Raw genomic sequence first — 15,056 nt, forward strand, 5'->3', positions numbered from 1 at the left:
TGCACTCGCCCTGGTGCCATTCACTCATACCCATAACATATCCCATATCCTGCATGCTCATACAATGATCTCAAACACCGGCCAGACGCCGCTCCAGGGCACGCAGCATGGTTGACAACCATGGCCATAGCACCGCACTGATCATTGAGGGAATCAAAAAGGACAGGTGGATCGAGAACTCTCCTGTCAAGGTGCGTACCCACTGTTCAATCAACTGCACCAAACCTAACAGCACAAGCACCAATACCGACTGCTGCACCAGGGAGTAGGCACGAAAACGTGGGTAGACCAACGCACACAAGAAGGCGAGCAGCGAGAGGACTAACGCATGCTGGCCAAGCGGGGTCCCTTCGATCAAGTCCATTAAGATACCGATCACAAAGCCATGAAACACACCCACTCTATCCGGTGATCGCATACACCAGTAAATCAGCATTAGTCCGATCCACTCAGGGCGAAATACCTGCCAGCCATCTGCCAGGGGCATTACCTGCAGGCATAGTGCTAACAGGAAGCTGAGCCAAACCACCGCCAGTGGCACTACCGGCACTCTTGCCATCAAGGCACCTCCTGGGACTCTGGATGCCGCCCCAACTGCTGGGCTGCCTGCAAGGCTGTGGCAGAAATATCCATGGAATCATCCCACTCAGACTCGTCCAATTCTTCAGGCGGCGGTGGAAAGAGAAGGAGAAAATGGCGTGAACGCTGCAACTGGGCTGAGGGTTCAGCAGTCACCCGAGCAAAAGGCTGCCCGGGGTCATAATAAACCTCTGTCACTCTGGCCACTGGATAACCGGGAGGAAAACGTCCTGCCAAACCGGAAGTGGTGAGCAAATCCCCCTCACGAATATCCGCCGTATCCGGTACATGCAGTACATTGACACTGCCATACCGCCCGGTACCCTGGACGATAAAACGCAACCCATTACGGTTTACCTGAACAGGCAATGCATGGCTGGCATCCATCAACATCAAGACACGGCTGGAATAGGCCGAAACTGCCGTCACCTGCCCCACCAAACCAAACGCATCAATCACAGGCTGTCCCACATAGGCACCGTTGCGATGCCCACGGTCAACCACCATCTGATGACTAAAAGGATCATTATCCAGCGATAACAGCTCTGCCGTCATATATGGAATTTCATGACGTTCGGCTGCTTTAAGCAGACTACGCAACTCAGCATTCTCAGCCGTTAAATTGGCCAGGCGCTGGCCACGATGAGAAAGCGTCACAATTTGTTCACGCAGGCGGCGGTTTTCATCCACCAGTGCCTGCTGGTCAGAAAGGGCAAGCGCCCCCCAGTTCAGCAGGTCGCTTGGTACACTAACGACCCACTGAATAGGCGCAACAATCATCGTCATTTGGGCACGAACATCTTCCATGCGCGTAAAACGATGGTCGACAAACATCAGAGCGCTTGCCGCCAACGCGCAGAAGAACAGCCGATATCCTGGCAAAGGCCCATGCGAAAACAGCGGTTTAATAGGCAATCCCCCGCGATAAACCGCTATGATCAGTCGCTCGATAGCAACTCAAAAGTGTGCTGATCAATCATCTCTAGCGCCTTACCGCCGCCACGCGCCACACAGGTGAGCGGATCTTCGGCCACAATCACCGGCAGACCCGTCTCATCCGCGATAAGCTTGTCGAGATCACGTAACAGTGCACCGCCCCCTGTCAACACCAAGCCACGCTCGGCGATATCAGAGGCAAGTTCAGGCGGAGACTGTTCCAGCGCGCTCTTGACCGCAGCGACGATAGAGCCGAGCGTTTCCTGGAGCGCCTCTAAAATCTCGTGGGAATTGAGCGTGAAGCTGCGCGGAATACCTTCCGCCAGATTACGGCCACGCACATCAATCTCGCGTAGTTCGCCACCTGGGTAGGCACACCCTATCTCTTCCTTAATGCGCTCTGCCGTCGCTTCGCCAATCAAACTGCCGTAATGGCGGCGCACGTAGGCGGTGATCGCCTCATCAAAACGGTCACCGCCTACGCGGATAGATTCTGAATAGACAACACCATTGAGTGAAATAATGGCAATTTCCGTGGTACCACCCCCGATATCCACCACCATTGAGCCCTGGGCTTCTTCCACCGGAAGACCAGCACCGATAGCAGCAGCCATTGGCTCTTCGATCAGAAACACTTCGCGGGCACCAGCACCTTCCGCTGATTCGCGGATAGCGCGCCGTTCAACCTGGGTCGACATACAGGGTACACAAACCAAGACACGGGGACTTGGAGTCAAAAACGTACTCTGATGGACTTTACGGATGAAATGCTGAAGCATCTGCTCGGTGACGGTGAAATCGGCGATAACACCGTCTTTCATCGGACGAATAGCAGTGATATTGCCTGGCGTACGACCGAGCATACGCTTAGCATCGGCACCTACCGACGCCACGCTGCGCATATTGCCAGACTGGCGGATGGCGACTACGGACGGTTCATCAAGAACGATGCCACGACCGCGTACATAAATCAGTGTGTTGGCCGTACCCAGGTCGATCGATAGATCGCTGGAAAACAGCCCCCTCAAACGTTTGAACATGGATGTTGTTACCTAGTGCAGACCGGGAACCCTGTGCGGATGCAAACGGTATCACCGCAACCCCTTGGCAGCAAGCACGAGACGCGCCTAACACTGCCAGCCAAGGCTATTTTGTGGTACCTTTTGCGGCTATTTTCCACGTCTGCAACACAAGACGAATTTAAGATGACCGTATGTATACCGCTGAACGCGGGATATGTTCCATTACGTTTGCGAGGAAATTTCAATCATGGCGCTTGAAGAATCTCATGTGCGCCGGGCCGCGCACTTGGCCCGGCTCGCCGTCAGCGATGACCAGGCCACTGGCTTTGTGGAAGATCTAAGCCGCATCCTGGACATGGTCGATCAACTACAACGTGTTGATACAGAAGGTGTTGCTCCCCTTGCGCACCCATTGGATGCCACCCAGCGCCTACGTGCCGATGAGATAACGGAAACCAACCAGCGCGATAGTTTTCAGCGCTGTGCTCCGGCTGTGGAAGATGGCCTCTATCTTGTACCCCGCGTGGTTGAGTAATACCCCACGCCACTGATACCGCTATTTTCCGTTTCCCCTATTCGCCCCCAAACGGAGCTTCTGGGACATGCATGATAAAACTGTAACCCAACTGGCCGCTGCCTTGAAAAGCGGAGAGTTTTCCAGCCGTGAGCTTACCTCGCATTTTTTACAGCGCATTGAGAAAATCGATGCCAAACTCAATAGCTTTATCAGCATTACCGCTGAACAGGCGCTTACCCAGGCGGAAGCCGCCGACAAAGCGCGAGCTGCTGGCAAAGCAGGCAGGCTCACAGGTATTCCGCTGGCACTGAAAGATATTTTTTGCACCCAAGGCGTCAAAACCAGCTGCGGCTCGAAAATGCTGGATAATTTTATTTCGCCTTACAATGCAACCGTGGTGGAAAAACTTAATACGGCGGGCACCATCAGCCTGGGCAAAACCAATATGGATGAGTTTGCCATGGGCTCCTCCAATGAAAACAGCTACTACGGCGTGGTGAAAAACCCCTGGGACCTGTCTGCGGTACCTGGCGGCAGCTCAGGCGGTAGTGCAGCGGCAGTGGCGGCAGGTCTGGTCCCAGCAGCGATGGGTACCGATACCGGCGGCTCTATCCGCCAGCCAGCGGCTTTTTGTGGTATTACCGGGCTAAAGCCTACCTATGGCCGTGTTTCCCGTTATGGCATCATTGCCTATGCATCCAGTCTTGATCAGGCGGGGCCTATGGCCCGTAGTGCGGAGGACTGCGCTCATCTCTTGAATGTGGTCGCAGGGCACGATGTTCGTGACTCTACCAGTGTGGCACGGGGCGTACCTGATTACACCGAGACACTCAACGCACCTCTGTCGGGCCTTAAAATCGGCCTGCCTAAAGAGTATTTTGGCGATGGCCTGGCTCCTGATGTGGAAAAAGCCGTCCGTGATGCGGTTAAGGTTTATGAATCCCTGGGCGCAACGGTACGTGAAGTCAGCCTGCCGCATACTCACTTCGCCATCCCGGCCTACTATGTGATTGCCCCCGCAGAAGCATCCTCCAATCTCTCACGCTACGACGGAGTACGCTTTGGGCATCGTTGCGACTCCCCTGACGACCTGATCGACCTGTACACACGCTCTCGGGCAGAAGGCTTCGGTGAAGAGGTAAAACGGCGCATCCTGATTGGTACCCATACTCTGTCCGAAGGCTTTTTTGACGCCTACTACACCAAGGCTCAGAAAGTGCGCCGTTTGATTCGCCAGGACTTTCTGGATGCCTTTGAGGATGTGGATGTTCTTATGGGGCCTGCGTCCCCTACGCCCGCTTTTGATCTTGGTGCCAAGAAAGACCCTGTCTCCATGTACTTGCAGGATATTTACACCATCGCAGTGAACCTTGCCGGCATACCAGGTATCAGCGTACCTGCAGGCTTTGCTGGAGGCCGCCCGGTAGGCCTACAGATTTTAGGCACCCATTTCGCCGAAGCGCAGTTACTCAATGTCGCGCACCAGTTCCAGCAAGTTACTGATTGGCATCTCACACTTCCTGCCTTAGCCGAGGAGAACGCCTGATGCAATGGGAAACCGTGATTGGGCTTGAAGTCCACGTTCAGCTCGCGACACGCTCCAAAATTTTCTCCGGAGCTTCAACCGCCTTTGGTGCAGAACCCAACACCCAGGCCTGCGCCGTTGACCTTGGCTTACCCGGTGTACTGCCGGTCCTTAATGAGCAAGCGGTGGCCATGGCGGTACAATTTGGTCTTGCCGTACACGCTGAGATTCCAGAAGTTTCTGTGTTTGACCGCAAAAACTACTTCTATCCAGACCTGCCCAAGGGCTATCAGACCAGCCAGATGTACCACCCCATTGTGGGCGCTGGTGAAGTCGAGATCACCCTGGATGACGATAACACCAAGTGTATTCGCATCCACCACGCCCACCTTGAGGAAGACGCCGGTAAGTCGCTGCATGAAGACTTTCATGGCATGACGGGTATTGACCTGAACCGGGCCGGAACGCCCCTGTTGGAAATCGTCTCCGAGCCCGATATGCGCAGCGCCAAAGAGGCCGCAGCTTATCTAAAAGCGATTCACTCCATTGTCACCTACCTGGGCATTTCCGACGGCAACATGGCCGAAGGCTCCATGCGCTGTGATGTTAACGTGTCGGTGCGGCCACAAGGACAAGCAGAGTTTGGTACCCGCGCAGAAATCAAGAACGTCAACTCGTTCCGCTTTGTTGAGCGGGCGATTGCGTTTGAAGTGGAACGCCAAATCGAACTGATCGAAGATGGTGGCAAGGTAGTACAGGAAACGCGTTTATTCGACCCTGAGCGCGACGAAACCCGCAGTATGCGCACCAAGGAAGAGGCCAACGACTATCGTTACTTCCCCTGCCCGGATCTGCTGCCTGTGGTGCTTGATCAGGCTTATCTGGACCACCTGCGTAGCCAGTTGCCTGAGCTACCCGCCGATAAGCGTGCACGCTTCCAGACAGAGCTTGGCCTATCGGCCTACGATGCTAACGTGCTATCGGCCAGCCGCGAAATGGCTGAGTTTTTCGAGGAAGTGCATCGGGTGTGCGGTGACGCCAAACAAGCCGCCAACTGGGTGCAGGGTGAGCTTTCTGGCGCTCTAAACCGTGAAAATCTCAGTATCCAGAACAGCCCGGTTTCTGCCCACCAGTTGGGCGAGCTGATCAGTCGCGTTCTGGATGACACTATTAACGGCAAGGCGGCGAAACAGGTCTTCCAGGCACTGTGGAACGGACAGGGAAAAAGCGCTGACGAAGTCATCGAAGCAAAAGGCTTGAAGCAGGTCACCGACGCCGGAGCGGTTGAATCAATGATCGACCAGGTGATTGCAGAAAGCCCGGCCCAAGTGGCGCAGTACCGGGATTCAGAACCGGAAAAACGCGGCAAGATGATTGGCTACTTTGTGGGTCAGGTGATGAAAGCGTCCCGTGGTACTGCCAACCCGCAGCAGGTGAACGGCCTGCTCAAAGAGAAGCTGGATGCACTGCTGTAATCACCTTTGCGGCCATAACCCATAACGGCTGCCAAGGCAGCCGCTTTTTTAATGCTATAACAGTTGGCTAGGCTGGGTGAAGCGTGTGAGCTGCGCGCAACCGGCAGCCCACACATCGGCTTCCAGCTCCGCAATAGCAGCGGTAGGAAACCCTATTCCCTGGCTGGGGGCACCCTCCACTAACAGCCCGGCCAGGCTACCCACCAATGGCATATGGCTGATCAACATCACCGATGCCCCATCCGGTTGAGCCAACAGCCAGTCACTGACCTCTGACAGCGCATCCTCCGGGGTAATAAACTCCAACGTCTGCAGCGGGCAATCCAATGCATCGCTTAACCGTTGCGCTGTCTGCTGTGCACGCACGTAGGGACTTGCATACAGCGCAGGCAGCGGCAATTCCCCTTGCTCAATACGTGCCGCCAACCAGCGCGCCATCACACCAGCTTCCTGCTCACCACGGGGAGTCAGCGCCCGTACAGGGTCTGGAAACCCTGGCGCCGCTTCACCATGGCGCATGATAAGTACCCGGCCCGCCCCACTATTCATGCCAACCCCCGCTATCACGATGGGCCTGCTGGACCGCTTCGCGGGGCAGAATAAACTCCACATCGCTACTTTGCTCACCCATCATCAGCGTCCGTGCCATTTCCTGGGCAGGCACCCCCTCGAACAGTACGCGGTTCAAACCTTCCGCCAGCGGCATATACACGCCCATCTCGCGTGCCTTCGCACATACCAGCTTAACGGTATTGACCCCTTCCGCCACCTGACCAAGGGCAGACACTGCCTCATCCAGGCTATTCCCTTCGCCCAAGGCATAACCCACCCGATAGTTACGGGACAAGCTGGAAGAGCAGGTAACAATCAGGTCGCCGACCCCCGCCAGGCCCAAAAAGGTCATCGGGTTTGCCCCTTGGGCCACTGCAAAACGACTCATCTCAGCCAGCGCACGCGTCATCAGCATGCTGCGGGTGTTTTCTCCCATGCCCAGTGCCGCAGCCATCCCCGCCGCGATGGCATAAATATTTTTGAGCGCCCCGCCCAACTCCACGCCATGGCGATCATTACTGGCATATACCCGAAAATAGCGGCAACCCAGCGCCTGCTGCACGCGGGTGCGGGTCAGTGCATCGGCACTGGCAATCACAGTGGCCGTTAACTGTTTATCGGCAATTTCAGAGGCCAGGTTGGGGCCTGCAATCACTCCGATATGGGGAAAGCCGGTCTCCTGTTCCAGCACCTGACTCATCAGCAGAAAGCTATCCTGCTCAATACCTTTGGTCGTACTCACCAAAATCTGCTCTGGCGTTAACCATGGTTTGGCTGCCTGCACCACGCTACGAAACGCCTTGGATGGTATCGCCACCAACACCAACTCCGCCCCTTTCAGCACGGCCTGCAAGTCGGTCGATGCCAGCACTACCGGGTTAATCGCATAATGCGGTAAATAGCGCCCGTTACGGTGCTCTTGGTTAATTTGCTCTACCAGCGTTGCATCGCGCATCCATTGGCGCACCTGCGCGCCGTTATCTGCCGCGATACTGGCCAGGGCGGTACCAAAACTCCCTCCCCCTAACACTGCGACATTAATCTGCTGCTCAGCCATGACGTATCCCGCCCGTTGATCACCCACATTTGGCATTTACTTTATCACTAACCTTACCAAAACAAGCGGCCCGTTTGGTGTTCCAAACGGGCCGCTTGTAAAGTTACTGATGCATCAGGCTGTCAGCACGCTGTTAAGCCGCTTAACATAGGCGGCGGGGTCATCCAGATGTCCCCCTTCAGCAATAATGGCCTGGTCGAGCAGGATATGGGCCAACTGGCCAAATAAATCCCCCTCGGCATTCTCAAGCCGCGCTACCAGCGCATGGCTGGGGTTCAACTCAAGAATGGGCTTAACGTCAGGCATTTTTTGACCAGCAGCTTCCATGATACGGCGCATCTGGTAACCCATCTCATGCTCAGGCAGCACCACGCAGGCAGGTGAGTCGGTTAAACGATGGGTAATTTTTACCTCCTGCACATCATCACCCAGCGCTTCCTTCACTCGCTTCACAAGGTCTTCCTTGGCTTTCGCTGTCTCCTCCTGGGCTTTCTTCTCTTCTTCGTCTTCCACATCGCCAAGATCCAGCTCACCTTTGGCCACATCCGCGAAGGACTTACCATCGAACTCAGTGAGATGGCTCATTAGCCACTCATCAATTCGGTCTGAGAGTAGCAGCACTTCAATCCCTTTCTTACGGAAGATCTCCAGATGGGGACTGTTTTTCGCCGCATTGAAGCTATCGGCCACCACGTAGTAAATCTTTTTCTGCCCCTCTTTCATCCGCTCAACGTACTCGGCCAGCGATTGCTCCTGGGCAGCCGTATCGGTATGGGTGGAGGCAAAACGCAGTAAGCCGGCGATTTTTTCCCGGTTGGCAAAATCTTCGCCCGGCCCTTCTTTCAGTACACTGCCAAAGGTGTTCCAGAACGTCTGGTACTGCTCGCTATCCTTGGCAAGCTTCTTAAGCATATCCAGCGCGCGTTTGGTGAGAGCACCTTTGATCTTATCAACCTTGGGATCCTGCTGGAGCAGCTCACGGGATACGTTCAGTGACAGGTCTCGGGTATCCAGCACCCCTTTAATAAAGCGCAGATACAGCGGTAGGAACTGTTCAGCATCATCCATAATAAAGACGCGCTGAACATACAGTTTCACGCCACGGGCGCCATCACGGTCAAACATATCAAACGGCGCACGGCCCGGCACATAAAGCAGGCTGGTATACTCCAGCTTGCCTTCCACTTTATTGTGGCTCCAGGTCAGCGGGTCGCTAAAGTCGTGGGCAACGTGCTTATAGAACGCCTTATACTCGTCGTCAGATACTTCACTTTTTGGGCGAGCCCACAAGGCGGTGGCCTCGTTAACGGTTTCCCAGGTCGTGACTTCACTACCCTCAATCTCATTACCATCGTCGTCTTTTGCCGTTTCAGTTTTCGGCATACGCACCGGCACTTCGATATGATCCGAGTATTTACGCACCAGACTCTGCAGGCGATAGTCATCGGCAAACTCTTTGGCATCCTCTTTCAGGTGCAGCGTAATCTCGGTGCCGTGTACGTCACGCTCGATATCCGCAACGGTGAACTCTCCCTCACCCTTTGAACGCCACTCAACGCCAGCAGCAGCGTCATCGCCCGCTTTACGGGTACGTACGGTGACGTCATCGGCAACGATAAACCCGGAGTAGAAGCCAACACCGAATTGTCCGATCAGCTTGGCATCCTTTTGCTGCTCGCCGGAGAGTTGCTTGAGAAACTCCGCTGTGCCCGAACGTGCAATGGTACCCAGGTTGGCAATCACGTCTTCACGGTTCATGCCAATACCATTATCGCGCAGCGTAATGGTATTGGCTTCACGGTCATGCTCTATCTCAATACGCAGTTCGCTGTCGCCTTCATAGAGCGCATCATTATCAAGCGCGGCGTAACGTAGCTTGTCGCAGGCATCGGCAGCGTTTGAAATAAGCTCACGCAGAAAGATCTCCCGGTTTGAGTACAGGGAGTGAATCATCAGGTTCAGGAGTTGCTTAACTTCCGTTTGAAAGCCAAGTGTCTCTTCGTGGGTCGCAGTCGTCATGCGGCTTAGCCCTCATTGTTCACGTTTCGCTGGGTGTTCCCGCCTATCCTGTAGACGGGATCAAAAAGTGTGTGAACTCAATATGGGGCTAAGCAGAGCAATTTCAAGAAGGTGAGTGTTGAGAAGCAGCAGGACCAATGTCCTCGCTCTTCCACACACGGTAATCTTCCAAACGCTGGTCTATACGATTAAGCAGCCAGCCAATGATTATCACATCATCCACCAACCCAATTATCATCAGAAAATCGGGGATGAGATCAAAGGGCATGACCAGATACGCCAATGCCAGCGCCATCATTCCAAACGCAGACCATGGGACAGGGCGAAAATCGCCGCGTATTACGTCCCGTGTCATGGGTAGAAACAACCTGAGCGCCCGACCAATGCGTTTTATCGCCCAAACGCGAGCTTTAAGTCGACGCAATAACCACCAAGTGGGTAATCGTGCCATCGTAATTGAATCCTCCAAGTATCACGATTGTCAGAACACTATTTGTTCTTATAGTTCATTATAGTGGTTCTAACACCACTAGCGAGCAAGAGGGAGTGCCATGCAGGCTTCGCCATTTCGTTCCACCTTTCGTACCCTGTGCACGGCTGTGCTGGTAGGTTTTCCGGCTATATCCTGGGCCGCCTCTGACGCTGCCATGCGTGATGCGTTGGAAGCCGCACGCCAGCAGCAGTGGCACCAGGTTGATGAGCGCGCCATAGAGGGACACATTCTTAGTGGCTACGTTGAGTACCACCGCTTACGCAACCAACTACCCAATGTCTCTTCAAGTCAGGTACTGCAGTTTATTGACCAGTACGCGGACTCACCCTTATCTGAGTGGTTGCGCGGTCAGGCCATTGCCAACTATGGTCATGCCGGACGCTATGGCGACCTGCTTGCCGTGGCTGACGGCGAACCTGCGGGAACTGCCCGACAGTGTTATTACTACACTGCCATGCTCGATAGAGAGCCACAGCAGGCGAGAGAGGCCGGGCTCGCACTGTGGCGGGTTGGCAGCTCTCAGCCCGATGCCTGTGACAACCTCTTCAGCCGCCTGCGAACGGATGGAACGATTGATGCAACGGCTATCTGGGAGCGCAAAATGCTTGCCTGGCAGTCAGGCGAGGAACGTCTCAGCAATTACCTTGGCGGATTACTCAGCGGCCAGTGGCAAACGGCACTGGATACTGTTGAAAATGTTAGCAATAACCATCGTGCCGTGACCTCAGCTCCAGCCTGTCTTGGCCCTGAGTGCGCCGCAACAGCCGCGTTTTACAAAGCCGCCATGCAACGCTACACACAAGAAAACACGCCAGCCGCGTTTGCTGCATGGCAGGAAATAGCGCCTCGCCTCACCCTGCCTTCCTCCTACCAACAGGCCATTGAAGAGGAGCTGGCATTTTATGTGCTGGTGCGCGATGTACCCGGAACGATTAACTGGGTAGATAGTGTGTTACCCATCCTGGGTAGTGAACGAGTACTGGAACTACGGGTTCGCCGTGCACTTGCTGAGCGTCAATGGAGCGATGTGATGCACTGGATTGCGGAAATGCCTACCAGCCAGCAGGAGAGCAGCCGTTGGCAGTATTGGCTTGCAAGAGCCAATGAGCAGCTAGGCAATCAGGATGCCGCGGAGGCCCGCTACCGACAGGCAGCCACAGATCGTAGTTTTTATGGCTTTGCCGCCGCGGAAAGATTGGGCCAGCCCTATCAGCTCAATTTAGAGCGTAACCATTTTGATGAAGCTTCCAGGGAACGGACGGCCCAATTGCCAGCGGTTCAGCGTACGGAAGCCCTGTTGCGTATTGGTGAGGATGGGCTTGCTAACAGTGAGTGGCTCCATGCCGTGCAGAACGGCTCTCCACAGCAGGCGCGGGCTCTTGCCGACTACGCCGCCCATCAGCAGTGGCATGCACGCTTGGTACAAACCACCATTGCCGGAGAAATGTGGGATGCCCTGGACTGGCGCTTCCCCCCCGCCTATCGTGATAGCTTCCTGCACTGGGGGCGACTCACAGGCGTAGACCCCTATCTATTAATGGCGATTACCCGTCGTGAAAGCGCCTATAACCCAGTTGCACTTTCTCCAGCGGGTGCTCGTGGGCTAATGCAGTTGATGCCAGGTACCGCAAGTCTGGTAAGCCGACAGTTAGGACTTAACGACCCAGGCCCTTACGGAGTATTGGAACCAGAACTAAATATCCGCTTAGGCAGTACCTACCTGCGCGATAAGCTGGATCGCTACCAGGGCAATCGACTCGCCGCAGCAGCCGCTTACAATGCTGGTCCAGGCCGGGTTGATCAGTGGCTTGGCAGTGGTGTTGAGTCCTTCGATCTGTTTGTGGAGAGCATTCCGTTCCGTGAAACCCGCGATTATGTTCAGGCGGTGCTGAGCTATCGGGTTATTTTCGAAAGCCTGGCTAACGGCGGCAACAGTGAAGGCGTATCACTATTAAGTGACAACGAAAAGATGGTGCGTTATGACCGGGCACTACTGGCTCGCCGGTAACGAACGTATAACACCGGTTTTCAACGCCTCTGCGCCCGGCTATACCGGGCGCTGCTCTAACGCTAAGCGAACTCCAAAAATCACCAGCACTACCCCCGTGGCAGCGTTAAGGGTTTGCGCAAAGCGAGCGCTGGCCAGCCATTTACTCGCTCCCCCTACCATCAGTACAACGCTAATCTGCCAGATGTTGGCAATCACAAAGTGCACTCCGGCGAGCCATAACGACTTTAATAGGGCGGGGTCGGTTGGGGCAATAAACTGGGGCAAAAAAGCCATGTAGAACACCACCGTTTTGGGATTTAACACATTGGAAAGCAATCCCTCTTTAACAGGTTGCCAGAAAGGCACTGGCGACACATTTTTCAACACACTGTGCACGGGCAAAGGGGTTCCACGGCGCGCCGCCAACAAACTGGACACACCCAGCCAGATCAGATAGGCGGCCCCGGCGAGCTTCAATAAATGAAACGCCCAGGCGGACTGCAATAAAATCAATGAAATTCCCAATGCAGATATCGTGGCGTGCACAAACAGACCACAGCAGATAGCAATGCTGGTGGCTACCCCATCACGAACCCCTCCGCGGGCGGTGTTGCGGATCACTAGCAGGGTATCGACACCTGGACTTACTGACAGCAGTGTAATCGCAATTAAAAAGGGTAGAAACTGCGCATCAATAAGATTGATCTGCATCATGGTACGGGCTCTCAGGCGATAATAAATCGTTAATTCGTCACTGGACGATCAGTTTTTTTGCTTCTACATTGATGTTGGCGGGCAGACACAGTGTATGCCCGCTCAATCATTAAGCACGTTAAGGATATGGACGATGGCAACTGGCACTGTCAAGTGGTTCAACGATACCAAAGGTTACGGCTTCATCTCTCCGGATGACGGCGGTGACGATCTGTTTGCCCACTTCTCTGAAATTCAAGCTGAAGGTTTCAAGACCCTGCAGGACGGTCAGAAGGTCAGCTTCGAGGTGACTCAGGGTAAAAAAGGCCTTCAGGCTTCCAACATTCGCCTCGCTTAATTGGCCAGCGAATGACACAAAGGCCCGCAAACTGCGGGCCTTTCTATGGAGCATTCCCAGCATTGATTGCTACCGCTTACTGAACCGCACCCTGGCTATCAAGCTCTGTGTCGGAATCGGCCCCACCATTGACTACCCGATGTTCACGCTCGATCTCTTCATACTGCTCGTTTAAACGCTGCTGTGCCTCCTCAAAACGACGCTCAGTATCTTCAATCAGTGCATCAACATCGGCTGCCTCAAGATCATCCTCCAGACGAGGACTTTCTGGCAAACTACTCTCGACCTCCCAACTGGAGGAGAAATCCTCACTATCCATCGGCTCCAATTCCGTAGCCTGACGCTCTACCTCCTGGAACTGCTCTTCCAAGCGGCGCTGGGCCTCCTCAAAGCGACGCTCAGTCTCAGCGATGACATTGTCTATATCCGAGCGTGTTGTCTCGCCAGGCATCGCGCTTGCCTCGTCCAGGGCATCCTCCGGGTCTGCTGCCAGCGTATCTTCCCCTGCCTGCACCTCTTCACCACTTTCAAATGGCTCGGAGAGTGCATCTCCGTCCTCTTCTCGAAGCGCATCAGCCTGCTCAAGCTCTTCGGCCGCCTGGCGTGCCTCTACTTCATCTTCAATTTCATCAGGTTCAGGTACTTCTGCGGCATTTTCAGCGGCAACAGGTGCTTCCTCTTCCTGGACCACCTCGTCATCCGATATGGAAGAAGCACTCTCTTCAGGGGCAACGGTGGGATCCTCCTGGCTATCTCCGCAGGCGCTTAACAACAGCGCCAGCGTGGCAAAAGCAGGTATCCATAGACGATTTACCATCGGACCATTCTCCTTAGGTGGCAACCCATAACATAGTCATAACAATTAGTGTCGGTCGTTCGCCGATAACAACGGGCACCCATCCGGTAGCAGCACCCGTAACGCCAGCGGGACCACCTCTGCACTAAAGCGATCATAACGCTTCGCTTCGCCATCCAGCGTTAATGGCCAGGGTGGATCATCCTGCTGGGTCGTCACTGTTAGTTGGCTGGCAGTGAAATAACTGACATACCTCCCATCAGCAGGGAACTGTTGCAACTCGCTGATCAGCGTAGGCAACTCCAATACAGATGAGAAGTCCTTAACAATCAACACATCCAAACGCCCATCATCAAGCTGCGCCCTTGGTGCCAACACCTGGCCACCACCTGACTGGCGTCCATTACCCAATGCCAACAATAGCAACGAAGCACTCTGCTCTCTATCACCCCAATGCAGGGTGCCGCGATAACTACGGTGCCTCCATGCTTTAAGGGCACCCATCAGGGAATAGGCGCCTCCTCCCAGCATACGCTTCAGCGTCTTCGGCGTAGATGAGGTAATTTCAGCGCCAAAACCACCTGTTGTCATATTGACATAATAGCTGGTGGAGCTTTCCCCCTCAGCATCAGCCGTAATGCGGACAACATCAATGGGAGATGCAGAAAGCGCCATTGCAGCCGCCAATGCAGGAGCAGGCTCAAGGGGCAGCCCCACAGAAGTGGCAAAATCGTTGGCACTGCCCAGAGGCACAATACCGAGTGGTGGGCGCTGGTCGTGGGCCAGGCGCATCAAACCATTGACCACTTCACTAACGGTACCATCGCCTCCACAGGCGATGACACAGGTCATCCCCATATCGACTGACTGGGCAGCAAAATCAGCCGCATCCCCGCCCTCCCATGTTGCACGAACAGTGATATGTTTCCCTGCCTTTCGCTGCTCTGCAACGGCGTCACGGAGTGCCGGATTAGCGGCAGACTTACCATTAATAATGAGTAAATAACGCTGCTGTGAATCGGTCACCGGCGTATTCCCTTTCCA

15 protein-coding genes are annotated in these 15,056 nt (G+C 54.7%); 5 read left to right on the forward strand and 10 right to left on the reverse strand.

Annotation, left to right across the window (positions count from 1 at the left end; translation table 11 throughout):
* Nucleotides 1-70: 70 nt before the first annotated feature.
* Genes mreD through HP566_RS18710 form a run of 3 tightly spaced genes read right to left on the reverse strand, consistent with a single transcriptional unit; the run spans nucleotide 71 to nucleotide 2,555 of the window.
* The gene (mreD, locus tag HP566_RS18700) at nucleotides 71-559 is read right to left on the reverse strand and encodes a rod shape-determining protein MreD (RefSeq protein WP_249978824.1); all 489 of its coding nucleotides are present in this window, start codon (nucleotides 557-559) and stop codon (nucleotides 71-73) included.
* Nucleotides 559-1,494 (reverse strand): rod shape-determining protein MreC, encoded by a 936-nt coding sequence (gene mreC, locus HP566_RS18705; RefSeq protein ID WP_249978825.1) that lies wholly within the window; start codon nucleotides 1,492-1,494, stop codon nucleotides 559-561. Before mreC ends, mreD begins: the two co-directional genes overlap by 1 nt.
* 23 nt (nucleotides 1,495-1,517) lie before the next feature.
* The gene (locus HP566_RS18710) at nucleotides 1,518-2,555 is read right to left on the reverse strand and encodes a rod shape-determining protein (protein WP_249978826.1); all 1,038 of its coding nucleotides are present in this window, start codon (nucleotides 2,553-2,555) and stop codon (nucleotides 1,518-1,520) included.
* A 229-nt stretch (nucleotides 2,556-2,784) separates the two neighbouring features.
* Here HP566_RS18710 and gatC point away from each other — a divergent pair, with 229 nt between their 5' ends.
* The 3 genes from gatC (at nucleotide 2,785) to gatB (ending at nucleotide 6,054) form a co-directional block, all read left to right on the forward strand.
* Nucleotides 2,785-3,072 (forward strand): Asp-tRNA(Asn)/Glu-tRNA(Gln) amidotransferase subunit GatC, encoded by a 288-nt coding sequence (gene gatC, locus HP566_RS18715; protein ID WP_249978827.1) that lies wholly within the window; start codon nucleotides 2,785-2,787, stop codon nucleotides 3,070-3,072.
* A gap of 67 nt (nucleotides 3,073-3,139) precedes the next feature.
* Complete coding sequence (gene gatA / locus HP566_RS18720; RefSeq protein ID WP_249978828.1) at nucleotides 3,140-4,600, forward strand: Asp-tRNA(Asn)/Glu-tRNA(Gln) amidotransferase subunit GatA; 1,461 nt, start codon at nucleotides 3,140-3,142, stop codon at nucleotides 4,598-4,600.
* Nucleotides 4,600-6,054, forward strand: a complete 1,455-nt coding sequence (gatB, locus tag HP566_RS18725; protein ID WP_249978829.1) for an Asp-tRNA(Asn)/Glu-tRNA(Gln) amidotransferase subunit GatB — start codon at nucleotides 4,600-4,602, stop codon at nucleotides 6,052-6,054. The genes gatA and gatB overlap by 1 nt, the downstream gene beginning before the upstream one ends.
* Before the next feature lie 54 nt (nucleotides 6,055-6,108).
* On the opposite strand, the gene sixA is transcribed toward gatB, so the two are convergent.
* The 4 genes from sixA to HP566_RS18745 all read right to left on the reverse strand — a co-directional run bounded on the left by sixA (nucleotide 6,109) and on the right by HP566_RS18745 (nucleotide 10,133).
* Nucleotides 6,109-6,603, reverse strand: a complete 495-nt coding sequence (sixA, locus tag HP566_RS18730) for a phosphohistidine phosphatase SixA (protein ID WP_249978830.1) — start codon at nucleotides 6,601-6,603, stop codon at nucleotides 6,109-6,111.
* Nucleotides 6,596-7,663 (reverse strand): NAD(P)H-dependent glycerol-3-phosphate dehydrogenase, encoded by a 1,068-nt coding sequence (locus HP566_RS18735; RefSeq protein WP_249978831.1) that lies wholly within the window; start codon nucleotides 7,661-7,663, stop codon nucleotides 6,596-6,598. Before HP566_RS18735 ends, sixA begins: the two co-directional genes overlap by 8 nt.
* A gap of 114 nt (nucleotides 7,664-7,777) precedes the next feature.
* Nucleotides 7,778-9,682 (reverse strand): molecular chaperone HtpG, encoded by a 1,905-nt coding sequence (gene htpG / locus HP566_RS18740; RefSeq protein ID WP_249978832.1) that lies wholly within the window; start codon nucleotides 9,680-9,682, stop codon nucleotides 7,778-7,780.
* Nucleotides 9,683-9,785: 103 nt separating this feature from the next.
* Nucleotides 9,786-10,133, reverse strand: a complete 348-nt coding sequence (locus HP566_RS18745; protein ID WP_249978833.1) for a YkvA family protein — start codon at nucleotides 10,131-10,133, stop codon at nucleotides 9,786-9,788.
* Between the two features lie 100 nt (nucleotides 10,134-10,233).
* On the opposite strand from HP566_RS18745, the gene HP566_RS18750 reads away from it, so the two are divergent.
* Nucleotides 10,234-12,183, forward strand: coding sequence for a transglycosylase SLT domain-containing protein (locus HP566_RS18750; protein WP_249978834.1), 1,950 nt, complete (start codon nucleotides 10,234-10,236; stop codon nucleotides 12,181-12,183).
* A 39-nt stretch (nucleotides 12,184-12,222) separates the two neighbouring features.
* On the opposite strand, the gene HP566_RS18755 is transcribed toward HP566_RS18750, so the two are convergent.
* The gene (locus HP566_RS18755; protein ID WP_249978835.1) at nucleotides 12,223-12,879 is read right to left on the reverse strand and encodes a LysE family translocator; all 657 of its coding nucleotides are present in this window, start codon (nucleotides 12,877-12,879) and stop codon (nucleotides 12,223-12,225) included.
* A 133-nt stretch (nucleotides 12,880-13,012) separates the two neighbouring features.
* Here HP566_RS18755 and HP566_RS18760 point away from each other — a divergent pair, with 133 nt between their 5' ends.
* On the forward strand, nucleotides 13,013-13,216 hold the full coding sequence (locus tag HP566_RS18760; protein ID WP_249978836.1) for a cold-shock protein: 204 nt from the start codon (nucleotides 13,013-13,015) through the stop codon (nucleotides 13,214-13,216).
* A gap of 76 nt (nucleotides 13,217-13,292) precedes the next feature.
* On the opposite strand, the gene HP566_RS18765 is transcribed toward HP566_RS18760, so the two are convergent.
* A complete protein-coding gene (locus HP566_RS18765) occupies nucleotides 13,293-14,033 on the reverse strand; it encodes a hypothetical protein (RefSeq protein ID WP_249978837.1) in 741 nt (246 codons plus the stop codon).
* A gap of 45 nt (nucleotides 14,034-14,078) precedes the next feature.
* The gene (gene yegS, locus HP566_RS18770; RefSeq protein WP_249978838.1) at nucleotides 14,079-15,038 is read right to left on the reverse strand and encodes a lipid kinase YegS; all 960 of its coding nucleotides are present in this window, start codon (nucleotides 15,036-15,038) and stop codon (nucleotides 14,079-14,081) included.
* Between the last annotated feature and the right edge of the window lie 18 nt (nucleotides 15,039-15,056).

Source organism: Vreelandella olivaria (assembly GCF_023507745.1).
GTDB classification, from domain to species: Bacteria; Pseudomonadota; Gammaproteobacteria; order Pseudomonadales; family Halomonadaceae; genus Vreelandella; species Vreelandella olivaria_A.